Below are 19,747 nucleotides of genomic sequence, written 5' to 3'. Positions count from 1 at the left end.
CACTCCGGACCGGTGCTGGGTATGAAAGTAGCCGTTCTCGGCGCCGGTGCCTGGGGCACCGCGCTCGCGGGCCATCTGGCCGCGCGGCACGATACGCTTCTCTGGGCGCGCGACGCCGCGCTGATCGCCGGGCTGCAGGCCCGGCACGAAAATTCCCGCTATCTGGACGGCATCGCGCTGCCCGATGCGCTGCGCTACGACGCCGATCTCGGCGCCGCGCTCGCGCACGGCGCCGCGGACGACGCGCTGTGCGTGATCGCCGCGCCCGTGGCCGGGCTGCGCACGCTGTTCGGCGCGATGCGCGACGCAGGCTGCGTGCCTGCGCACATCGTGTGGGTCTGCAAGGGTTTCGAGGCCGACACGCACCTGCTGCCGCACCAGGTGATCGCGGCCGAGTTGCCGGAGCAGCACAGCAACGGCGTGCTGTCGGGGCCGAGCTTCGCTCGCGAGGTCGGGCTCGCGCTGCCCGTCGCGCTGACGGTCGCAAGCACCTCCGCCGAGTGCCGCGAGCGCACGCTCGCCGCGTTCCATCACGGCGCGATGCGGATCTATACGGGTGACGACGTGGTCGGCGTCGAGGTCGGCGGTGCGGTGAAGAACGTGCTGGCGATCGCGACCGGCATCTCCGACGGCCTCGGGCTCGGGCTGAACGCGCGCGCCGCGCTGGTCACGCGCGGCCTCGCCGAAATGTCGAGGCTCGGCGTCGCGCTCGGCGGCCGTGCGGAAACCTTCACGGGCCTCACGGGCCTCGGCGACCTGATCCTCACCGCGACGGGCGACCTGTCGCGCAATCGCACGGTCGGCCTGCAACTGGCGGCCGGCCGCTCGCTGAACGACATCCTCGGCGCGCTCGGCCATGTGGCCGAAGGCGTGCGCTGCGCGCAGGCCGTGCTCGCGCTCGCGCGCGCGCAAGCGATCGAAATGCCGATCACCGAAGCCGTGTGCGGCGTGCTGTTCGACGGCGTCGCACCGCGCGATGCGGTCAGCGGCCTGCTGCGGCGCGACGCGCGCGCCGAATAACACTGACGAATCACACCGATTTTTGCGGTCGGGCGCGCCCGCGCAAAGCGGGCGGCGCCAAAGCGCACTACGCTTGAACAGTCTCCGGCGTTTCGGGAGGGTGTCATGCTGCAGATCGGTTCCACCACGTTCGACGCGCAACGCGTCGACATCACGACGCTCGACGTCGACGCGATCGTCAACGCCGCGAACGGTTCGCTGCTCGGCGGTGGCGGGGTCGACGGCGCGATTCATCGCGCGGCCGGCCCGGGCCTCCTGGCCGAGTGCCGCACGCTCGGCGGCTGCGAGACCGGCGATGCGAAGCTCACGCGCGGCCACGCGTTGCCGGCGAGGTACGTGATTCATGCGGTCGGCCCGGTGTGGCATGGCGGGGGGCGCGGCGAGTCCGAACTTCTCGCCGCATGCTACCGGCGCGCGATCGAGCTGGCCGAGGAAGTGGCGGCGACCTCGATCGCATTCCCGGCGATCAGCTGCGGCGTGTACCGCTATCCGGCCGAGGAGGCCGCCGACATCGCCGTCGGCACGGTCGCCGAAATGCTGCCGCAGGCGCCGAACCTCGCACGCGTGGTATTCGCGTGTTTTTCATCCGATATCTACGACCTGTATCGCGCGCGGCTCGCGCGCAGCTAACGTTGCGCGATGCGGTTCGGGCCGGGCGCGCGTCAGGCGCCGCCTTCGAAACCGGCCTGGCGCCACGCCTCGAACACGACCACGGCCACCGTATTCGACAGATTCAGGCTGCGGTTGCCTGGCCGCATCGGCAGGCGCACGCGCTGTTCGTTCGGGAAGCGTTCGAGCAATTCGGCCGGCAGGCCGCGCGTCTCGGAGCCGAACACGAACCAGTCGCCGGGCACGAACGCATGGTCGTGAAAGCGGCCCGAGCCGCGGGTCGTGAATGCGAACATCCGCGCGGGATCGGGTGCTTCGGTAGCGACGAACGCGTCCCAGTCGCGGTGCACGCGCATTTCCGCGTACTCGTGATAGTCGAGGCCCGCGCGGCGCATCTTCGCGTCGTCGAGCGGAAAGCCGAGCGGCTCGATCAGATGCAGGCGCGCGCCGGTATTGGCGCACAGGCGGATCACGTTGCCGGTGTTCGGCGGAATTTCTGGGGCGACGAGGACGACGTTGAACATGGTTGGGTCTGGCTGGGCCGGCCGGGGCGGAGCAGCGTGCATTCCGTCCCGGTCGGCCGGTTCGTGACGGCCGTCGCCGCGTGCGGGCGGCCGGCCTCTCTAACTAATTAACCCCTGGCGGTGCGCAGCGCAACCAGATTCGTCACGCGCGCGGCACCCGCCGCCTTCAATGCATTCGCGGCTGCCGCGAGCGTCGCACCGGACGTCATCACGTCGTCGACGAGCGCCACGTGGCGGCCGGTGAGGTCGCCCGCCGCCGCGAACGCTGCCTGCACGTTGTCGCGCCGCGCACGCCGGTCGAGCCGCGACTGCGGCGCGGTTTCGGTCACGCGTGCAAGCAGCGCCGCGTCGGCGCGCACGCCGAGCCGGCGCGCGAGCGGCTGCGCGATCGCCCACGCCTGGTTGTAGCCGCGCGCGACGAGCCGTCCGCGCGACAGCGGCACCGGTGCGATCACGTCGAAGCGGCCGGCGGCGCGCATCGCGTCCGTGTCGTCGACCCGCTGCGCGAGCCGGGCCGCGAATTCCGCACCCAGCGCGAGCCGCGCATGAAACTTCAGGCCGCGCGCGAGCCCGTCGAGCGGGGCGCGGTAATCGGCGAGCGCGAGCGTCGCATCGAACGGCGGCGGAGTCGCGCGGCATGCGTCGCACCGGTACGCGGACGCGGAACCGGCGCCATCATGCCGGCCGCGCGCTCGGCGCGGCCGCGGCTGCCCAGCACCCAGCGGCACCGCGCAGACGTCGCAGCGCAGCCGCGCTTCGTTCCAGTACGCGGCGTCGCAGGCGCTGCACATCACCGTATGTGACAAATTGCCGCACAGTGCACACCGATTCGGCAACGCGAGTGCGACGACGCGCACGGCTAGCGTACGAACCTGCGACAAAACGACGCGCATTGGGCGCGGGGCGAAACGGCGATCCATCGCGAACACTCCTGGCGGCCCCGTCTCGCTGAAGGCAGCGAGGCGAGCGAGTATACTTCGGGCTCTTCGCCAGTGTGCCTGACATGTCCCCAGCTTCGACTTCAACCGGCCGTCCGGCCAATGACGCCCGGCGTTTGCGGCGGATCTTCGATCGCCGCGCCGCCGCGTTCGACGCGGTCGCGTTCCTGCCGCGCGAGATCGCGCAGCGGATGAACGAGCGCCTCGAATACATCAAGGTGAGCCCCGCGGCCGTGCTCGACGCGGGCTGCGGTCCGGGCGACGACCTGCCGGCGCTGCGCGCGCGCTTTCCCGAAGCCCCGGTGTTCGGTGTCGACCTGTCCGGCGCGATGCTCGCGCGGGCGGGCCAGCGCGAGGTCGAGCAGACGAGCTGGCGCCGCTGGCTGCCCGCGTCGCTCGGCCGGGCGCTGGGCCAGCGCGGCCCGCGCGTCGCGCAGGCCGACTTCTCGATGCTGCCGTTCGCGGCCGGCGCGTTCGACCTGATCTGGTCGAATCTCGCGCTGCACTGGCATTCGCGTCCCGATACGGTGTTCCCCGAATGGCAGCGCGTGCTGCGCGTGAACGGCCTGCTGATGTTCAGCACGCTCGGCCCCGACACGCTGCGCGAACTGCGCGCGGCCTGCGCGGACGCCGAAGCGGCGCTCGGCATCGCGCCGCCCGCCGCGCGCGTCGTCGATTTCGTCGACATGCACGACCTCGGCGACATGCTCGTCGAGAGCGGCTTCGAGATTCCGGTGATGGACCAGGAAGTGCTGACCGTCACGTACAAGACCGCCGATTCCCTGCTGGCCGACGTGCGTCGCTGGGGCGCCTATCCGTTCGACCGCGCGGTGCCGCAGCATGCGGCGCGGCGCTTTCGCGCGGCGCTCGGCGACGCGCTGGAAGCGCGCCGGCGTGCGGACGGTACGATTCCGCTGACGTTCGAAGTGATCTACGGCCACGCGTGGAAGGCTGTGCCGCGCACGACCGCCGAGGGGCATGGGATCGTGCGCATCGAAGATATCGGAAAGGGGCGTCCGAAGAATCGTTGAAGCGGTAAAGAGGGGTTTTGTTATGTCCGAAATTAGCGGCGCAAAGCGGGGTCGAATTGACGCGAAAAACGGCCGGGAAGCTTGTGGCGCTTGGCTCGCGGGCCGATAGCCGCTTGCTTGTGGATGCCATTGAACCCGCCTATAATGCGTCAGCTTGTCGTCCCGGGGTCCCCGCAATACGGGCCGGCGAGCCCGATGCAGGCATGCATCGCATGCCATTCGCGTGAGGCGGCGATGGAAGCAGCGAGGGTTTTGGCGGAGACGACGAACGGTGAGCCGGTCCTCGAAGACTGGCTCATGAAACGCAACTGTTCGGTGTCGCCGCGCCAGTTCGTGCTGTTTTACGCGTCGCTCGCGGGCTTCTCGCTGGTGATCGCGGCATTGCTGATGTGGCGGGGGGCCTGGCTCGTCATGCCCTTCACAGGAATTGAATTGCTGGCGGTAGGCGTCGCGTTTGCGGTCTACGCCCGTCATGCGGTCGATTACGAGCGCATCAGGCTGTTTCCGCACCGGCTCGTGATCGAGCGGATGGATGCGGAGCGGTTCACGCAGATCGAATTCAACCCGCGCTGGGTGCGGGTCGAGCCGGGTGCGACGCCACGCGATCCGATTCGACTGGTATCGCGCGGGCAGACCGTCGTAATTGGGCAGCATCTCGCGCAGCACAAGCGTGCGCAGTTCGCCGACGAACTGCGCGTGTCGCTCAGGCGCTGCGGCTGACGAGGCGCGGGCATCGGCCGGAACGGGCCGACGGCTTGCGACGGGGGAGGGTTTGAATGGAAATTTTGGGTAAGGATGCTATGAAAACAATCAAGCGAGCCCTCACGGGCGTGCTGGCATGCAGCGGATTGCTCTTTGCCGGCGCTGCTCTGGCGGTCGGTGATAGCCCGGGCGGCCCCCGCGTCAACGAGATCAACTTTCAGCCGCCGGTCACGAAGATCGCCGAGGAGCTCTACGATCTCCACACGATGATGCTGATCCTGTGTACGGTGATCTTCGTCGGCGTGTTCGGCGTGATGTTCTATTCGATCTTCGCGCACCGCAAATCCAAGGGCCATAAGGCCGCCAATTTCCATGAAAGCACGACCGTCGAAATCATCTGGACGATCGTGCCGTTCATCATCGTCGTGCTGATGGCGCTGCCGGCCACGAAGGCCGTCGTCGCGATGAAGGACACGACCAACGCCGATCTCACGATCAAGGTCACCGGCTACCAGTGGAAGTGGGGCTACGACTACGTGAAGGGCCCGGGCGAGGGCATCAGCTTCCTGTCGACGCTCAGCACCCCGCGTGACGAAGTGATGGGCAAGAAGCCGATCACCGAGACGTACCTGCAGGAAGTCGACAATCCGCTCGTCGTGCCGGTCAACAAGAAGATCCGCATCATCACGACCGCGAACGACGTCGTTCACTCGTGGTACGTGCCCGCGTTCGGCGTGAAGCAGGATGCGATCCCCGGCTTCGTGCGCGATACGTGGTTCAAGGCCGACAAGGTCGGCACGTTCCGCGGCTTCTGTACCGAACTGTGCGGCAAGGAACACGCGTTCATGCCGGTCGTGGTCGTTGTGCTGTCGGACGACGACTACGCGAAGTGGGTGACCGCGCAGAAGGCCAAGCTGGCCAGCGCTTCGGTCGATCCGAACAAGGTTTACACGATGGCCGAACTCGTCGCGCACGGCGAGGAAGTCTACAAGGCGAACTGCGCGGCCTGCCACCAGGTGAACGGCAAGGGCCTCGGCGCCTTCCCGGCGATGGACGGCAGCCAGATCGTGAATGGCCCGATCGCCGGTCACGTCGAGCGCGTGCTGCACGGCAAGGGCGCAATGCCGTCGTGGGCATCGCTGTCGGACCTCGACATCGCGTCGGTCATCACGTACGAGCGCAATTCGTGGGGCAACCACAAGAACGACCTGCTGCAGCCGAAGCAAGTGGCTGACGCGCGCAACGGCAAGATGCCGGAAGACGCGGCAGGCGCGGCGGCTCCGGCCGAAGCGGCCTCGGCACCGGCGCAAGCCGCGTCGGGCGCGGAACCGGCGGCAGCATCGGCTGCGCTGTCGACGATCTACTTCGAGACCGGCAAGAGCGTGCTGCCGGCCGACGCGAAAGCGGCGATCGCCGCAGCGGCCGACTATGCGAAGGCACATCCGGACGCGAAGCTCGCGCTGTCGGGTTTCACCGACAAGTCGGGCTCGGCCGACGCGAACGCTGAACTCGCCAAGCATCGTGCACAGGCCGTGCGCGACGCGCTGAAGGCAGCAGGCGTGGCGGAAGACCACATTATTCTCAAAAAGCCGGAAACGATCACGGGCGGGGCTGACGCCAAGGAAGCCCGGCGGGTCGAGATCGGGCCGGCGGCTTGACGTGTCGCTGAGTTAGTCGACGTATTCGCATTAGGAGATTCTCATGTCTAGCATCGGGCACGACGTAGCCGCGGACCACGCGCACGACGACCACGCGCACGAAGCCCCGCACGGCTGGCGTCGCTGGCTGTTCGCCACCAACCACAAGGACATCGGTACGCTGTACCTGCTGTTCTCGTTCATCATGTTCCTGTCGGGCGGCGTGATGGCACTCGGCATCCGTGCCGAGCTGTTCGAGCCGGGCCTGCAGATCATGCGTCCGGAGTTCTTCAACGAACTCACGACGATGCACGGCCTGATCATGGTGTTCGGCGCGATCATGCCGGCGTTCGTCGGCTTCGCGAACTGGATGATTCCGTTGCAGATCGGCGCGTCCGACATGGCGTTCGCGCGGATGAACAACTTCAGCTTCTGGCTGCTGCCGGTCGCGGCCGTGCTGCTGGTCGGTTCGTTCTTCGCGCCGGGCGGCGCGACGGCCGCCGGCTGGACGCTGTACGCACCGCTGTCGACGCAGATGGGCCCGGGCATGGACTTCGCGATCTTCGCGGTCCACATCATGGGCGCTTCGTCGATCATGGGCGGGATCAACATCGTCGTGACGATCCTGAACATGCGCGCACCGGGCATGACGCTGATGAAGATGCCGATGTTCGCATGGACCTGGCTGATCACCGCGTACCTGCTGATCGCTGTGATGCCGGTTCTGGCAGGCGCGATCACGATGGTGCTGTTCGACCGCCACTTCGGCACGTCGTTCTTCAACGCGGCAGGCGGCGGCGACCCGGTGATGTATCAGCACATCTTCTGGTTCTTCGGCCACCCCGAGGTGTACATCATGATTCTGCCGGCGTTCGGGATCGTGTCGCAGGTGATCCCGGCGTTCGCACGCAAGACGCTGTTCGGCTATAGCTCGATGGTGTACGCGACGGCTTCGATCGCGATCCTGTCGTTCATGGTCTGGGCGCACCACATGTTCGCAACGGGCATGCCGGTCACCGGTCAGCTGTTCTTCATGTACGCGACGATGCTGATCGCGGTGCCGACGGGCGTGAAGGTGTTCAACTGGCTCGCGACGATGTGGCGCGGCTCGATGACGTTCGAAACCCCGATGCTGTTCGCGATCGGCTTCCTGTTCGTGTTCACGTTCGGCGGTCTGACGGGCCTGATGCTGGCGATGGCGCCGCTCGACATCCAGTACCACGGCACCTACTTCGTGGTGGCGCACTTCCACTACGTGCTCGTGGCCGGGTCGCTGTTCGCGCTGTTCTCGGGCTGGTACTACTGGGCGCCGAAGTGGACGGGCTGGATGTACAACGAGACGCGCGGCAAGATCCACTTCTGGTCGTCGATGATCTTCTTCAACCTGACGTTCTTCCCGATGCACTTCGTCGGTCTCGCGGGCATGCCGCGCCGCTATGCGGACTACCCGGCGCAGTTCACGGACTTCAACCAGGTGGCGACGATCGGTGCATTCGGCTTCGGCCTCGCGCAGGTGTACTTCCTGTTCGCGGTCGCGCTGCCGGCCTACCGTGGCGGCGGCGAGCTGGAAAAGGCGTCGGACAAGCCGTGGGATGGCGCGACGGGCCTCGAGTGGACGGTGCCGAGCCCGGCTCCCTTCCACACGTTCGAGCAACCGCCGCACGTCGAATAAGTTTCACCCAGCGTTCCGCCGTTGCCTGCCGCGCAGGCAGGCGCGGCGGGCGCGGAACCGAAGTTTCAGATGAACCGGAATCCACAAGAAAGACGAACGCCCGAGCAGATTCGCGCGGGCAACAAGCGGCTCGGCCTCACCCTGCTCGTCATCGCCGCCGTTTTTTTTGTGGGTGTCGTGATCAAGCAGTGGTGGCTGTCCACTCACTGATGCAGCAACTGACGCAGTAGCGAGGAAGTAGTCGTATGTCGAAGCCGGAAGAGGGCGCCGTCGATCGCGCGTTCAATCGTTCGATGCTGATGAAGCTCTTCGTCGTGGCCGGGCTGATGTTCGGCTTCGGCTTCGCGCTGATTCCGATGTATCGCGCGATTTGCCAGATCACCGGCATCAACAACCTGGTGCAGCGCGATGTCAGCGAACGCGAGGCGAAGAACACGCAGGTCGACTACAGCCGCACGGTGTCGGTCGAGTTCGATGCGAATGCGCGCGGCCCGCTCGGGTTCAAGCCGGAGCACAACAGCCTCGACGTGCATCCGGGCGAACTGACGACGATCGTGTACGACGTGACCAACGGGCAGGGCCGGCCGATGGTGGCGCAGGCGATTCCGAGCTACGCGCCGAAGCAGGCAACGGAATTCTTCAAGAAGATCGAGTGTTTTTGCTTCACGCAACAGACGCTGGCCGCGAACGAGTCGCGCAAGATGCCGGTGGTGTTCGTGATCGATCCGAAGCTGCCGAAGGACGTGAAGACGATCACGCTGTCGTATACGTTCTTCGAGCTGAACACGCCGGCCGCGCCGGCGCCGGCACCGCGCAAGACGGCGGCGCAGGGCGCGGCGAAGCCGGACGCATGACGATGGAGACGGGGCGGTGACAGAGACCAAGCGGAGCGGGGCGTTCGGCCAGGCGTTGCGAGCGGTGTTGTGGTCGTTCTTCGGGGTGCGCAAGCGGCGCGACCTGGAGGCCGATGCGACGCAGCTCAATCCGCTGCACGTGCTGATCGTCGCGTTGATCGCGGCCGGTGTGTTCATCGGCGTGCTGATCCTGATCGTGCGCGCGGTCGTGGGCTGAGGCCCGCGGCCACGAAAGAATGCAGCGCGTGGCGCCCGGGCGCCGCGTGCGGGAAAGAGCGGCGGCGGCACGCGCCGTGCAAGAAATAAAGCCGGAGCGGTTTCCGGTACACAAATTGGACTGAAGTGGAGAATCAAGCATGAGCGGTCAAAACCAGACCCCGTACTATTTCGTGCCGCATCCGTCGCAGCATCCGATCAGCGCGGCCATCGGCCTGCTGGTCATGCTCGCGTCGGTGGCGCTGTGGATCAACGGTCACGACTGGGCTCCGTACACGGCGCTGCTTGGCCTGCTGTGGTTGCTCTTCACGCTGTATCACTGGTTCGGCGACGCGATCGCCGAGTCGGAAGGCGGTCATTACGGCAAGAACGTCGACAAGTCGTACCGCTGGAGCATGAGCTGGTTCATCTTCTCCGAAGTCATGTTCTTCGGCGCATTCTTCGGCGCGCTGTTCTATGCGCGTGAAATCGCGCTGCACCAGCTCGGCAGCCTCGACTACAAGCTGATCTGGCCGGACTTCTCCGCCGTGTGGCCGAACGAAGGCCCCGCTGCTCTCGCCGGTCACTTCAAGACGATGGGCCCGTGGCCGATCCCGACGCTGAACACCGCATTCCTGCTGGCGTCGGGCGCGACGCTGACGGTGTCGCACCACGCGCTGCGCGACGATCACCGCAACAAGGCGATCGCCTGGCTGGCCGCGACGCTCGTGCTCGGTGTCTGCTTCCTGTTCATGCAGGGCTTCGAGTACTACCACGCGTACAACGAACTGAACCTGACGCTGAACTCGGGCGTGTACGGCTCGACGTTCTTCCTGCTGACGGGCTTCCACGGCTTCCACGTGTTCCTTGGCGGCACGATGCTCGCGGTGGTGCTGGTGCGGATGATCCGCGGCCACTTCAAGCCGGATCACCACTTCGCATTCGAAGGCGCCGCGTGGTACTGGCACTTCGTCGACGTCGTCTGGCTCGGCCTGTACGTCGTCGTCTACTGGCTGTAAATGCAGGAACGGCCCGCGCAGCGATGCGCGGGCCGTTTTCATTGGCGGGGACGGGGCAGCGGCTGGTTGCCTGCGCTCAACGCCAACCCGGCGCCGCCGCGACTCCGTCAGGCGGCGCTTTTGCTTGGTGGTGCCGTTGTGCGGCGAAATGTCACAGCGGTCGCGGCGGTCACGGCGACCGCCGGCACGAACGAATGCATCAACGCCCGATCGGCAGGCCGGTCGAATGGATCCAGCCCATCCAGTTCGCGAACAGGATGAACAGGAACAGCGAGATCGACAGCCCGACGCGGGTGGCAAGCGACCACACCATGCGTTTCGTATGGCCGCGGTCTTGCATCATGAAGTAGAGCGCCGAGCCCATGCTGGCGACGATGAGGACGAAGGCGATGGGAACGAGGATGTGCATGACGCGAACCGAACGACGGCAATTCGAAAGGAAGAGGATAATTATCGCACTTCGCTTTCGCGAATGCGTCTCGCGGGTGGCCCGATGAAGATCCGCTGGCTGCCTGCACTGCTGATTCTCGTCGTCGTCGCGGTCACGATTCGCCTCGGGTTCTGGCAGCGCGACCGCGCGCACCAGAAGGAAGCGCTGCAGGCGAGCATCGTGCGCTACGAGCACGCGGCGCCCGTCGACGTCGGCGCGCAGCCGATTCCGCTCGCGTCGATCGAGTTCCACCGCGTGCGGGCACGGGGCCGCTTCCTGCCGGAGCTGGCGGTGTTTCTCGACAATCGGCCGTATAACGACCAGCCGGGTTTTTACGTCGTGATGCCGTTTAAACTCTCGGGCGGCGGTGTCGTGCTGGTGAACCGCGGCTGGCTGCCGCGCAACATCGCCGATCGCACGGCGATCGAGCCGTTTTCGACGCCGGACGGCGACATCGAGATCGAAGGCATCGCGCGCGCCGATGCGTCGCGCGCGTTCGAGCTTGGCGAAGGCGGCTCGGCCGCGCACCAGAAGATCCGGCAAAACCTGGACGTCGCCGCGTATGCGAAGGAAACGGGGCTGCCGCTGCAGCCGTTCGTGATCCAGCAGACGAGCGACGACGGCGACAAGCTCGTGCGCGACTGGCCGGCGGCGACGACCGGCGTCGAGCGCAATTACGGTTACATGTTTCAGTGGTGGGCCATGGCGGCGGCCGCGCTCGGTTTCGGCCTGTACGCCGCGCGGCGTGCGGCGAAGAAGTCGGCCGGCGCGTGAGCGCCATGCCAGGACGCGGCGCAAGCGCCGCGGGTTCGTTTCGAGAGGTCTGATTTGTCCATGCAATCTTCCCGTCAGGGTCCGGCCGCAGCGCCGATCTCGCCCGCGGCCCGCAAGCGCGGCCGCTGGATGCTCGTGCTGCTGGGTCTCGTGTGCGCGGCGCCGATCATCGCGTCGTACTTCACCTATTACGTGATCAAGCCGAAAGGCGGTTCGACCAACTACGGCACGCTGATCGAGCCGCAGCGGCCGCTTCCGGCCGACCTGCAGGTGACCGACGAAACCGGCAAGACGGTGCCGCTGTCGTCGCTGCGCGGCGTGTGGCTGTTCGTGATGACCGACCGCAGCGCGTGCGACGACGCCTGCGCGCAAAAACTCTACTTCATGCGCCAGATCCGCGTCACGCAGGCGGGCGAGCGGCACCGGATCACGATGGTGTGGCTGCGCAGCGATGCGGGCGCGGTACCGCAGAAGGTGCTGGAGGCCTACCCGGACACGCGCCGGCTGGTCGCCGATCCTGCCGCGGTCGCCGCGTGGCTGCCGGCAGAAGCCGGCACCAAAGACAGCGATCACATCTACATGGTCGATCCGAACGGCAACCTGATGATGCGTTTCCCGAAGAACCCGAACCCCAGCAAGATCAAGACGGACGTCACGAAGCTGCTGAAGTGGTCGAGCATCGGCTAAGGCGAGACGGCGAGGCAACCATTCGATGTCGTATCTACTGCAACTCGGCCTGATCGGCCTCTGCATCGCGCTGCTGCCGCTGTCGTACGTGTGGGTGAAGGCCGACGACGACAAGTTCCGCAAGCTGGTGTGGATCACCACGTTCCTGACCCTCGACCTGGTGATGTTCGGCGGCTTCACGCGGCTGACCGATTCGGGCCTCGGCTGCCCGGACTGGCCCGGCTGCTACGGCACGTCGTCGCCGTTCATCGCACATGCTGCGATCACGGCCGCGCACCAGGCAATGCCGACCGGCCCCGTCAGCATGACGAAGGCGTGGATCGAGATGATCCACCGCTACTTCGCGATGGCGATCGGCGTGCTGATCATCGCGCAGGTCGTGATTGCGTGGTCCGCGCGGCTGCGCCGCCGCCCGCTGCACGTGTCGCCGTGGTGGCCGACGAGCCTCTTGCTGCTGATCGTCGTGCAGGGCGTGTTCGGCGCGTGGACGGTCACGATGAAGCTGCAGCCGGTGATCGTTACGACCCACTTGCTGCTCGGCCTCACGCTGCTCGGCACGCTCGGCTGGCTCGCGGCGCGGCAGACGCCGCTGCCGTCGCATGACCCGGAGGCCGGCCGCTACCGCGCGGCCGCGCTCGCGGCGCTGGTACTGCTGGTCGTGCAGATCGCGCTCGGCGGCTGGGTGAGCACCAACTACGCGGTGCTTGCTTGTACCGACTTCCCCACGTGCAATGGCCAGTGGATTCCGCCGATGAACTTCGAGCAGGGCTTCCATCTGTGGCGCGCGCTCGGCATGACGAAGGACGGCGACGCGATCACGCAGGACGCGCTGGTCGCGATCCACTGGACCCACCGCACGTTCGCGTTCGTCGTCGTCGCGTACCTGGTCGCGTTCGCGCTGAAGATGCGCCGCTTCGAGTCGTTGCGCCGGCCCGCGAACGGCGTGCTGCTGGTGGTCCTGCTGCAGTTCCTGACGGGCCTGACCAACATCGTGCTGCAGTGGCCGCTGCCGGTTGCCGTCGCGCACAACGGCGGCGCCGCGATCCTGCTGCTGCTCGTCGTCATGTTAAACTTTCGCATCCTTTCAAGCCGCCCCGGCCGTGTCGTGCAGCCCGCGCGCGACGCCGCCCCGGCGTGACCGTCCCCATGCAAAGCACCCTTTCCCAATCGCCCGGTAGCCGGTTCTCGCAGTACATGGCGCTGACGAAGCCGCGTGTCACGCAGCTCGCGGTGTTCTGTGCGGTGATCGGCATGTTTCTCGCGACGCCGGGCATGGTGCCGTGGCATGTGCTGATCGGCGGCACCGTCGGCATCTGGCTGCTGGCCGGCGCGGCGTTCGCGATCAACTGCCTCGTCGAACAGAAGATCGACGCGATGATGCGGCGCACCGCATGGCGTCCGTCCGCGCGCGGCGAGATCACGACTCCGCAGATCCTGCTGTTCTCGGCCGTGCTCGGCAGCGTCGGCGCATGGACGCTCTATACGTTCACGAATCCGCTGACGATGTGGCTGACGATCGCGACGTTCGTCGGCTACGCGGTGATCTACACGCTGCTGCTCAAGCCGATGACGCCGCAGAACATCGTGATCGGCGGCGCATCGGGCGCGATGCCGCCGGCGCTCGGCTGGGCCGCGGTCACCGGCGCGGTGCCCGGCGATGCATGGATCCTCGTGCTGATCATCTTCGTGTGGACGCCGCCGCATTTCTGGGTGCTCGCGCTGTATCGCCGCAAGGATTACGAAAACGCGGGCCTGCCGATGCTGCCCGTCACGCACGGCGAGAAATTCACGCGGCTGCACATCCTGCTGTATACGGTGATCCTGTTCGCGGTCACGCTGATGCCGTTCATCTCCGGGATGAGCGGGGCCGTCTACCTGACGAGCGCGGTGCTGCTCGGCGCGGTGTTCCTCGCGTATGCATGGAAGATCCACCGCGACTATTCGGACGAACTCGCCCGCAAGGCTTTCCGTTACTCGATCGTCTACCTGTCGCTGCTGTTCGCCGCGCTGCTCGTCGATCACTATGCACGCCCGCTGCTTGGCGTGTAACCGCACGGTTTGAACGCAATGCTCCATTCATGGTTCGGGCGCCGCGCGCGCCAAGGCTGGATGCTCGCGTGCGCATTCGCGGCAGCCACGCTGCTCGCCGGCTGCGACAACGCGCCGAAATTCCAGAATCTCGACATCACCGGCAACACGCAGTTCGGCAGCGATTTCTCGCTGCCCGACACGACGGGCAAGGTGCGCACGCTCGCCGACTTCAAGGGCCGTGCGGTCGTGATGTTCTTCGGCTATACGCACTGTCCGGATGTTTGCCCGACGACGATGGCCGAACTGTCCGAGGCACTGAAGCAGCTCGGGCCCGATGCCGCGAAACGCGTGCAGGTGCTGTTCGTCACCGTCGATCCGGAGCGCGACACGCCCGCGCTGCTCGGCCAGTACGTGCCCGCGTTCGATCCGTCGTTCATCGGCCTGCGGCCGGCCGACGAAGCGGCGCTCAAGAAGGTCACGAAGGATTTCCGCGTGTACTACGCGAAGGTGCCCGGCAAGACGCCCGGCAGCTACACGATGGATCACACCGCCGCGAGCTACGTGTTCGACCGCGACGGCAAGCTGCGCCTGTTCGTGCGTGACGGCCAGGGCCCCGGCCCGTGGGTCCACGACCTGAAGCTGCTGGTCGACTGAGCGGCGCGCGCCGCATGTTCGCCCGGGCGTTCGCCCGGCGAAACGCGTGACGGCCGCGACGCGCCGTCACGCATTCTTCCCGTTTCCCCTCGATCTGCATTCGCCGCCTCGCGAGGCGGCGTGCGTGCGCGTATTCGCGCGCCGGCGCGCGTTACGGCAGTGCCGGCACGTTGAAGCCCTGCGCGGCACGCGTGATCCGGAATTCCGTCACGCGGTACGTCGCGAGCCCTTCGGTCACGAACGGATCGGTCTCGAGGATCGCGTCCAGTTCGTCGCGGTCGATGCGGGCCGCGAGGATCACGCCGCCTTCGCGCGGCACCTTCGGCCCCGCCGCGATGAAGATGCCGCGCTCGAACAGCGGCTGCAGATACGCACGGTGGCGTTCGAGCGCATCGTCGATGCGCTCGAGCGACGCGTTGTAGTGGATGTCGATGACGTACATGGATGGCCCTGGAATGTCGCCGGCGCGTCGTGTGCCGGTCAGCCGGTCTTTTTAGCACAGCGGCCGTCGCGTGTCGTGCCGGCCGTCGCGCGTGTATTCAAGTTGTAAGTCTCGCTGCCGTAAATACGGGGGCAACCGTTTGCGCGCGACCGGCCGTTCGCGCGTATGCGGGAATCGACTTCGACAACGAGGCACGCAGATGAGCAGAATGAGTTTGAATCGCAAGCTGTGGCTCGCGCTTGCGCTGGTATGGATCGGCTTGCTCGGCGTCGGCGCATGGAGCGCATACGAGACGCGCGCGACGATGCTCGCCGAACGCAAGGCCGGTATCGCCAATCTGGTCGACTCGGCGGCCGGCATCGTCAACGCATATCACGCGCTCGCGCAGAGCGGCACGCTGCCCGAGGCCGACGCGAAGCGCGACGCGCTCGCGAGCCTGGCCGCGATGCGCTACGGCGAGTCGGGCTATGTGTTCGTGATGGATTCGAAACCCGTCGTGCTGATGCACCCGACGCTGCCGAAGCTGGTCGGCACGCAGGTCGGCGACTATCTCGACCCGGACGGCAAGCCGCTGTTCGTCACGATCCTGAACGCGGCGAAGGCGACCGGCAGCGGCTTCGCCGAGTATCGCGGGCGGTTGCCGCACAGCGAGACCGCGGTGCCGAAGATCAGCTACGTCACGCGCTTCGCGCCGTGGGACTGGAACATCTCGAGCGGCGTGTTCCTCAAGGACATCGATACCGTCTATTACCGGACGCTGTTCGGCCACCTCGCGGTCGTGTTCGTGATCGGTTTCGTGATCAGCGCGGCGATGCTCGTGATCATTCGCAACGTTCGCGGCAGCCTCGGCGGCGAGCCGGACGAAGCGGCCGCGCTGGCAACGCGCATCGCGCAGGGCGACCTCACGCGGCCGGTGCCGGTGCGTGCGGGCGACGACACGAGCATGATGGCGGCGATGCGCGACATGCAGGCGCGCCTGCAGGCGACGATCGGCGGAATCCGCCAGTCGGCCGAGTCGATTGCGTCGGCGAGCCGCGAGATCGCGTCCGGCAACGACGACTTGTCGCAGCGCACCGAGGAGCAGGCCGCATCGCTCGAGGAAACGGCCGCGAGCATGGAGCAGCTGACCGCGACGGTGAAGCAGAACGCCGACAACGCGCGGCAGGCGAGCGGGCTCGCGAACAACGCATCGGAGATCGCGCGGGCGGGCAACGACGTCGTCAGTCGCGTGATCGGCACGATGGGCGAGATCGACGACAGCTCGCGCAAGATCGCCGACATCATCGGCGTGATCGAGGGCATCGCGTTCCAGACCAACATCCTCGCGCTGAACGCGGCGGTCGAGGCCGCGCGGGCCGGCGAGCAGGGGCGCGGCTTCGCGGTGGTCGCGGGCGAGGTGCGATCGCTCGCGCAGCGCAGCGCGACGGCGGCGAAGGAGATCCGCGAGCTGATCGTCGATTCGGTCGAGCGCGTGCGCAACGGTTCGACGCTGGTCGGCCAGGCCGGCACGACGATGGGCGAGATCCTGCAGGCGGTCGCGCGCGTGACCGACATCATGGGCGAGATCGCGGCGGCGTCCGAAGAGCAGGCGAGCGGCATCACGCAGGTCGGGCGCGCGGTCACGCAGATGGATCAGGTCACGCAGCAGAACGCGGCGCTCGTCGAGGAGGCCACCGCGGCCGCGGCGTCGCTGCAGGAGCAGGCCGGGCGGCTGCGCGACGCGATCGGCGCGTTCCGGGTCGCCGACGCCGGTGCCCGCGTACACTGAACGCAACTAACGGCCGAGCCGCGCATCGTCTGCCGGCACTGCCGCGGTGCATACCCATATGAGCGGGATGTATTTCACTTCCGGCCGATCCTGTGACACCATTTGCCCCTTCCTGCGAGTTCGGGGATACCCGTATCGCGCCCCATTTTTAGTTAGCAAGCAAGCGAGAAACAGATGAAGCGTCGCAGTCTCCTGAAGGTATTTTCCGTGCTGGCCACCGGTGCCGCGCTGACGCTGTCGGCGGGCGCGCACGCCGAGGACAAGGTCATCAAGGTCGGCACGGTCGCCGGCCCGGATGCGGAAGTGTGGCAGCTCGTGCAGAAGGTCGCGAAGGAGAAGGAAGGCCTGAACGTGAAGGTCATCGAGTTCAACGACTACGTGCAGCCGAACGCGGCGCTCGATGCGGGCGACCTCGACGCGAACAGCTTCCAGCACCAGCCGTACCTCGACAGCCAGGTGAAGCAGCGCGGCTACAAGATCGTCAGCGCGGGCCTGACCTATATCTCGCCGATCGGCGTGTACTCGAAGAAGTTCAAGGCGCTGAAGGACCTGCCGCAAGGCGCGAAGCTCGCGGTACCGAACGATCCGTCGAACGAGAACCGCGCGCTGCTGCTGCTGCAGACGCAAGGCGTGATCAAGCTGAAGGCCGGCGCCGGCACGGGCGGCAACAACGCGACGGTGCTCGACATCGCCGAGAACCCGAAGAAGCTGAAGATCTCCGAGCTCGACGCCGCGCAACTGCCGCGCGTGCTGTCGGATGTCGACGCCGCCGTGATCAACACGAACTACGCGCTCGCCGCGAACCTGCAGCCGACCAAGGACGCGATCGCGCTCGAATCGCTGACGAGCCCGTATGCGAACCTGATCGCCGTGCGCGCGAAGGACAAGGATCAGCCGTGGGTGAAGAAGCTGGTGAAGGCGTACCAGTCGGCGGAAGTACGGGAATTCATCAAGAAGCAGTTCAAGGGCTCGATGGTCGCGTCGTTCTGAACGTCGCACACCGGTCGGACCGCTGAAACGAAAGGGCCTGCATCGCGCAGGCCCTTTTTCGTTGGCGCCGCCGGCAGACCATGGCGCGGCGCCCGGCGTTCAGTGCCGGCTCACATCTCGCCGCGCCGCGAGCAGATCGCCATGATCTGCTGGATTGCGTAGTTGTCGCGCACGCCCGGCAACGACTGCACGACGCACTCGTGAAAGCGCCGCTCGCGCGGCAGCAGCATCGCGTTGTTGCGGTACAGCGCGTCGCACGAGCGCTGGATCAGTTGCGCGGCCGCGCCGTTGCGGCTCTCGCGCAGCGCGCCCAGCATGCAGTCGTCGTATTGCGCGCTGCCGTCGGTCAGCGCGAATGCCGCGCCTGGCAGCACCAGCGCGACGGCCGCGCACGCGATCGCGTGGAGTCCCCGTTTCATGCACCCTCCGATGGTGTGGATTGGGTCGGCGGACAGCATAACGTAAAGCTGTGAACGCGGCTGACGCGTTGCGCCGGGACCGGCGCGGAGCGCCGCCGGCCGGGCTTCCCGAGCGTTTCGCGGCGGTGCGGCGGCCGCGTGTGCCGCCCAGTCGGCCGAAAGCGAGGAGTCAGGCGGTGGTCTGCGGAAATGGTATCCTCGTGCGTTCGCCGCCGCGCGCTTTCCCGGGGCCCGCGCGGGGCCGCTGCCGCCCGCGCCGTCATCCGGTTGCGCGCGCATCGGCACCTGCATGACGGCGGCGGGAATCCATCATCCAGAACCGACACAAATACGGGGGAGACTCACCCATGAAGCGTTTCAAGACTTTCGCGATCCGTTCGATCACGGCCGGTGTCGCCGCATTCGCGCTGGCAGGCGCCGCGCACGCCCAGACGGTCAAGGTGCTGTCGATCGTCGACCATCCGGCGCTCGATGCGATCCGCGACGGCGTGCGCGCCGAACTGAAGGCGGAAGGCTACGGCGACGACAAGCTCAAGTGGGAATACCAGAGCGCGCAGGGCAACACGGGCACGGCCGCGCAGATCGCGCGCAAGTTCGTCGGCGACCAGCCCGACGTGATCGTCGCGATCGCGACGCCGGCCGCGCAGGCGGTGGTTGCATCGACGAAGAGCGTGCCGGTCGTCTATTCGGGCGTGACCGATCCGGTCGCGGCGCAGCTCGTGAAGGGCTGGGGCGCGTCGGGCACCAACGTGACTGGCGTCTCCGACAAGCTGCCGCTCGACCGTCAGGTCGCGCTGATCAAGCGCGTCGTGCCGAAGGCGAAGACGGTCGGCATGGTCTACAACCCGGGCGAGGCGAACTCGGTCGTGGTCGTGAAGGAGCTCAAGGAGCTTCTCGCGAAGCAGGGGATGACGCTGAAGGAAGCGGCCGCGCCGCGCACCGTCGACATCGGCCCGGCCGCGAAGAGCCTGATCGGCAAGGTCGACGTGATCTACACGAACACCGACAACAACGTCGTGTCCGCGTACGAAGCGCTCGTGAAGGTCGCGAACGAAGCGAAGATCCCGCTCGTCGCCGGCGACACCGACAGCGTGAAGCGCGGCGGCATCGCGGCGCTCGGCATCAACTACGGCGACCTCGGCCGGCAGACCGGCAAGGTCGTCGCGCGCATCCTGAAGGGCGAGAAGCCGGGCGCGATCGCGTCGGAGACGAGCAGCAACCTCGAATTGTTCGCGAACACGGGCGCGGCCGCGAAGCAGGGCGTGACGCTGTCGCCGGATCTGCTCAAGGACGCGAAGACGGTCATCAAGTAAGCCGCGGCCCGACCGCCGCGCTTGCAGGCCCGATCCGG

At 66.9% G+C, this 19,747-nt stretch carries 23 protein-coding genes; 18 read left to right on the top strand and 5 right to left on the bottom strand.

Annotation, left to right across the window (positions count from 1 at the left end; all coding sequences use genetic code 11):
* Positions 1-21: 21 nt before the first annotated feature.
* Entirely contained in the window at positions 22-1,020 is a 999-nt protein-coding gene (locus HWX22_RS02205; protein ID WP_059526231.1) for an NAD(P)H-dependent glycerol-3-phosphate dehydrogenase, read from the top strand.
* 105 nt (positions 1,021-1,125) lie between these two features.
* A complete protein-coding gene (locus HWX22_RS02200; protein ID WP_175909299.1) occupies positions 1,126-1,650 on the top strand; it encodes an O-acetyl-ADP-ribose deacetylase in 525 nt (174 codons plus the stop codon).
* A gap of 32 nt (positions 1,651-1,682) precedes the next feature.
* On the opposite strand, the gene trmL is transcribed toward HWX22_RS02200, so the two are convergent.
* Complete coding sequence (gene trmL, locus HWX22_RS02195) at positions 1,683-2,153, bottom strand: tRNA (uridine(34)/cytosine(34)/5-carboxymethylaminomethyluridine(34)-2'-O)-methyltransferase TrmL (protein WP_059691434.1); 471 nt, start codon at positions 2,151-2,153, stop codon at positions 1,683-1,685.
* A 107-nt stretch (positions 2,154-2,260) separates the two neighbouring features.
* On the bottom strand, positions 2,261-3,073 hold the full coding sequence (locus tag HWX22_RS02190) for a phosphoribosyltransferase family protein (RefSeq protein ID WP_175909301.1): 813 nt from the start codon (positions 3,071-3,073) through the stop codon (positions 2,261-2,263).
* A gap of 83 nt (positions 3,074-3,156) precedes the next feature.
* Here HWX22_RS02190 and HWX22_RS02185 point away from each other — a divergent pair, with 83 nt between their 5' ends.
* From HWX22_RS02185 to HWX22_RS02150, 8 genes are all read left to right on the top strand, one after another.
* A complete protein-coding gene (locus tag HWX22_RS02185) occupies positions 3,157-4,122 on the top strand; it encodes a methyltransferase domain-containing protein (RefSeq protein WP_059526219.1) in 966 nt (321 codons plus the stop codon).
* 195 nt (positions 4,123-4,317) lie between these two features.
* Positions 4,318-4,842, top strand: a complete 525-nt coding sequence (locus tag HWX22_RS02180; RefSeq protein ID WP_059599867.1) for a DUF2244 domain-containing protein — start codon at positions 4,318-4,320, stop codon at positions 4,840-4,842.
* A gap of 56 nt (positions 4,843-4,898) precedes the next feature.
* On the top strand, positions 4,899-6,482 hold the full coding sequence (gene coxB / locus HWX22_RS02175; protein WP_059819827.1) for a cytochrome c oxidase subunit II: 1,584 nt from the start codon (positions 4,899-4,901) through the stop codon (positions 6,480-6,482).
* A 43-nt stretch (positions 6,483-6,525) separates the two neighbouring features.
* A complete protein-coding gene (gene ctaD / locus HWX22_RS02170; protein ID WP_175909304.1) occupies positions 6,526-8,133 on the top strand; it encodes a cytochrome c oxidase subunit I in 1,608 nt (535 codons plus the stop codon).
* Between the two features lie 69 nt (positions 8,134-8,202).
* Complete coding sequence (locus HWX22_RS02165) at positions 8,203-8,343, top strand: cytochrome oxidase small assembly protein (protein WP_006752059.1); 141 nt, start codon at positions 8,203-8,205, stop codon at positions 8,341-8,343.
* A gap of 35 nt (positions 8,344-8,378) precedes the next feature.
* The gene (locus HWX22_RS02160) at positions 8,379-8,987 is read left to right on the top strand and encodes a cytochrome c oxidase assembly protein (protein WP_059507798.1); all 609 of its coding nucleotides are present in this window, start codon (positions 8,379-8,381) and stop codon (positions 8,985-8,987) included.
* 16 nt (positions 8,988-9,003) lie between these two features.
* On the top strand, positions 9,004-9,204 hold the full coding sequence (locus HWX22_RS02155) for a DUF2970 domain-containing protein (protein WP_175914975.1): 201 nt from the start codon (positions 9,004-9,006) through the stop codon (positions 9,202-9,204).
* A 139-nt stretch (positions 9,205-9,343) separates the two neighbouring features.
* Positions 9,344-10,201 (top strand): cytochrome c oxidase subunit 3, encoded by an 858-nt coding sequence (locus tag HWX22_RS02150; RefSeq protein WP_059819826.1) that lies wholly within the window; start codon positions 9,344-9,346, stop codon positions 10,199-10,201.
* Between the two features lie 199 nt (positions 10,202-10,400).
* Here the strand turns inward: HWX22_RS02150 and HWX22_RS02145 are convergent, their stop codons facing one another.
* Complete coding sequence (locus HWX22_RS02145; RefSeq protein ID WP_044848213.1) at positions 10,401-10,610, bottom strand: twin transmembrane helix small protein; 210 nt, start codon at positions 10,608-10,610, stop codon at positions 10,401-10,403.
* Between the two features lie 84 nt (positions 10,611-10,694).
* Between HWX22_RS02145 and HWX22_RS02140 the strand changes: the two genes are divergently transcribed.
* Genes HWX22_RS02140 through HWX22_RS02120 form a run of 5 tightly spaced genes read left to right on the top strand, consistent with a single transcriptional unit; the run spans position 10,695 to position 14,777 of the window.
* A complete protein-coding gene (locus HWX22_RS02140; RefSeq protein ID WP_244135181.1) occupies positions 10,695-11,405 on the top strand; it encodes an SURF1 family protein in 711 nt (236 codons plus the stop codon).
* 60 nt (positions 11,406-11,465) lie between these two features.
* The gene (locus HWX22_RS02135; protein ID WP_175914973.1) at positions 11,466-12,092 is read left to right on the top strand and encodes a cytochrome C oxidase subunit I; all 627 of its coding nucleotides are present in this window, start codon (positions 11,466-11,468) and stop codon (positions 12,090-12,092) included.
* A 25-nt stretch (positions 12,093-12,117) separates the two neighbouring features.
* Positions 12,118-13,230, top strand: coding sequence for a COX15/CtaA family protein (locus HWX22_RS02130; protein ID WP_059703318.1), 1,113 nt, complete (start codon positions 12,118-12,120; stop codon positions 13,228-13,230).
* Positions 13,231-13,238: 8 nt separating this feature from the next.
* On the top strand, positions 13,239-14,141 hold the full coding sequence (gene cyoE, locus HWX22_RS02125) for a heme o synthase (RefSeq protein WP_006477738.1): 903 nt from the start codon (positions 13,239-13,241) through the stop codon (positions 14,139-14,141).
* An 18-nt stretch (positions 14,142-14,159) separates the two neighbouring features.
* Positions 14,160-14,777 (top strand): SCO family protein, encoded by a 618-nt coding sequence (locus tag HWX22_RS02120; protein WP_059599875.1) that lies wholly within the window; start codon positions 14,160-14,162, stop codon positions 14,775-14,777.
* A 151-nt stretch (positions 14,778-14,928) separates the two neighbouring features.
* On the opposite strand, the gene HWX22_RS02115 is transcribed toward HWX22_RS02120, so the two are convergent.
* Positions 14,929-15,219 (bottom strand): YciI family protein, encoded by a 291-nt coding sequence (locus HWX22_RS02115; RefSeq protein ID WP_044848209.1) that lies wholly within the window; start codon positions 15,217-15,219, stop codon positions 14,929-14,931.
* A gap of 199 nt (positions 15,220-15,418) precedes the next feature.
* Between HWX22_RS02115 and HWX22_RS02110 the strand changes: the two genes are divergently transcribed.
* Entirely contained in the window at positions 15,419-16,987 is a 1,569-nt protein-coding gene (locus tag HWX22_RS02110) for a methyl-accepting chemotaxis protein (RefSeq protein WP_175909310.1), read from the top strand.
* Positions 16,988-17,161: 174 nt separating this feature from the next.
* Positions 17,162-17,977, top strand: coding sequence for a MetQ/NlpA family ABC transporter substrate-binding protein (locus HWX22_RS02105; protein WP_059691441.1), 816 nt, complete (start codon positions 17,162-17,164; stop codon positions 17,975-17,977).
* Positions 17,978-18,087: 110 nt separating this feature from the next.
* On the opposite strand, the gene HWX22_RS02100 is transcribed toward HWX22_RS02105, so the two are convergent.
* Positions 18,088-18,396 carry a VF_A0006 family four-cysteine protein gene (locus HWX22_RS02100; protein WP_059526188.1) on the bottom strand — a complete coding sequence of 103 codons (309 nt, stop codon included), beginning with the start codon at positions 18,394-18,396 and terminating at the stop codon, positions 18,088-18,090.
* 347 nt (positions 18,397-18,743) lie between these two features.
* Here HWX22_RS02100 and HWX22_RS02095 point away from each other — a divergent pair, with 347 nt between their 5' ends.
* Positions 18,744-19,709 carry an ABC transporter substrate-binding protein gene (locus tag HWX22_RS02095; RefSeq protein ID WP_175914972.1) on the top strand — a complete coding sequence of 322 codons (966 nt, stop codon included), beginning with the start codon at positions 18,744-18,746 and terminating at the stop codon, positions 19,707-19,709.
* Positions 19,710-19,747: the final 38 nt, after the last annotated feature.

This window comes from Burkholderia sp. BCC1638, from assembly GCF_902833195.1.
Taxonomy (GTDB): Bacteria; Pseudomonadota; Gammaproteobacteria; order Burkholderiales; family Burkholderiaceae; genus Burkholderia; species Burkholderia diffusa.
The sequence above is the reverse complement of the archived record's forward strand: the minus strand, read 5'-3'. Positions and strand labels throughout refer to the sequence as shown.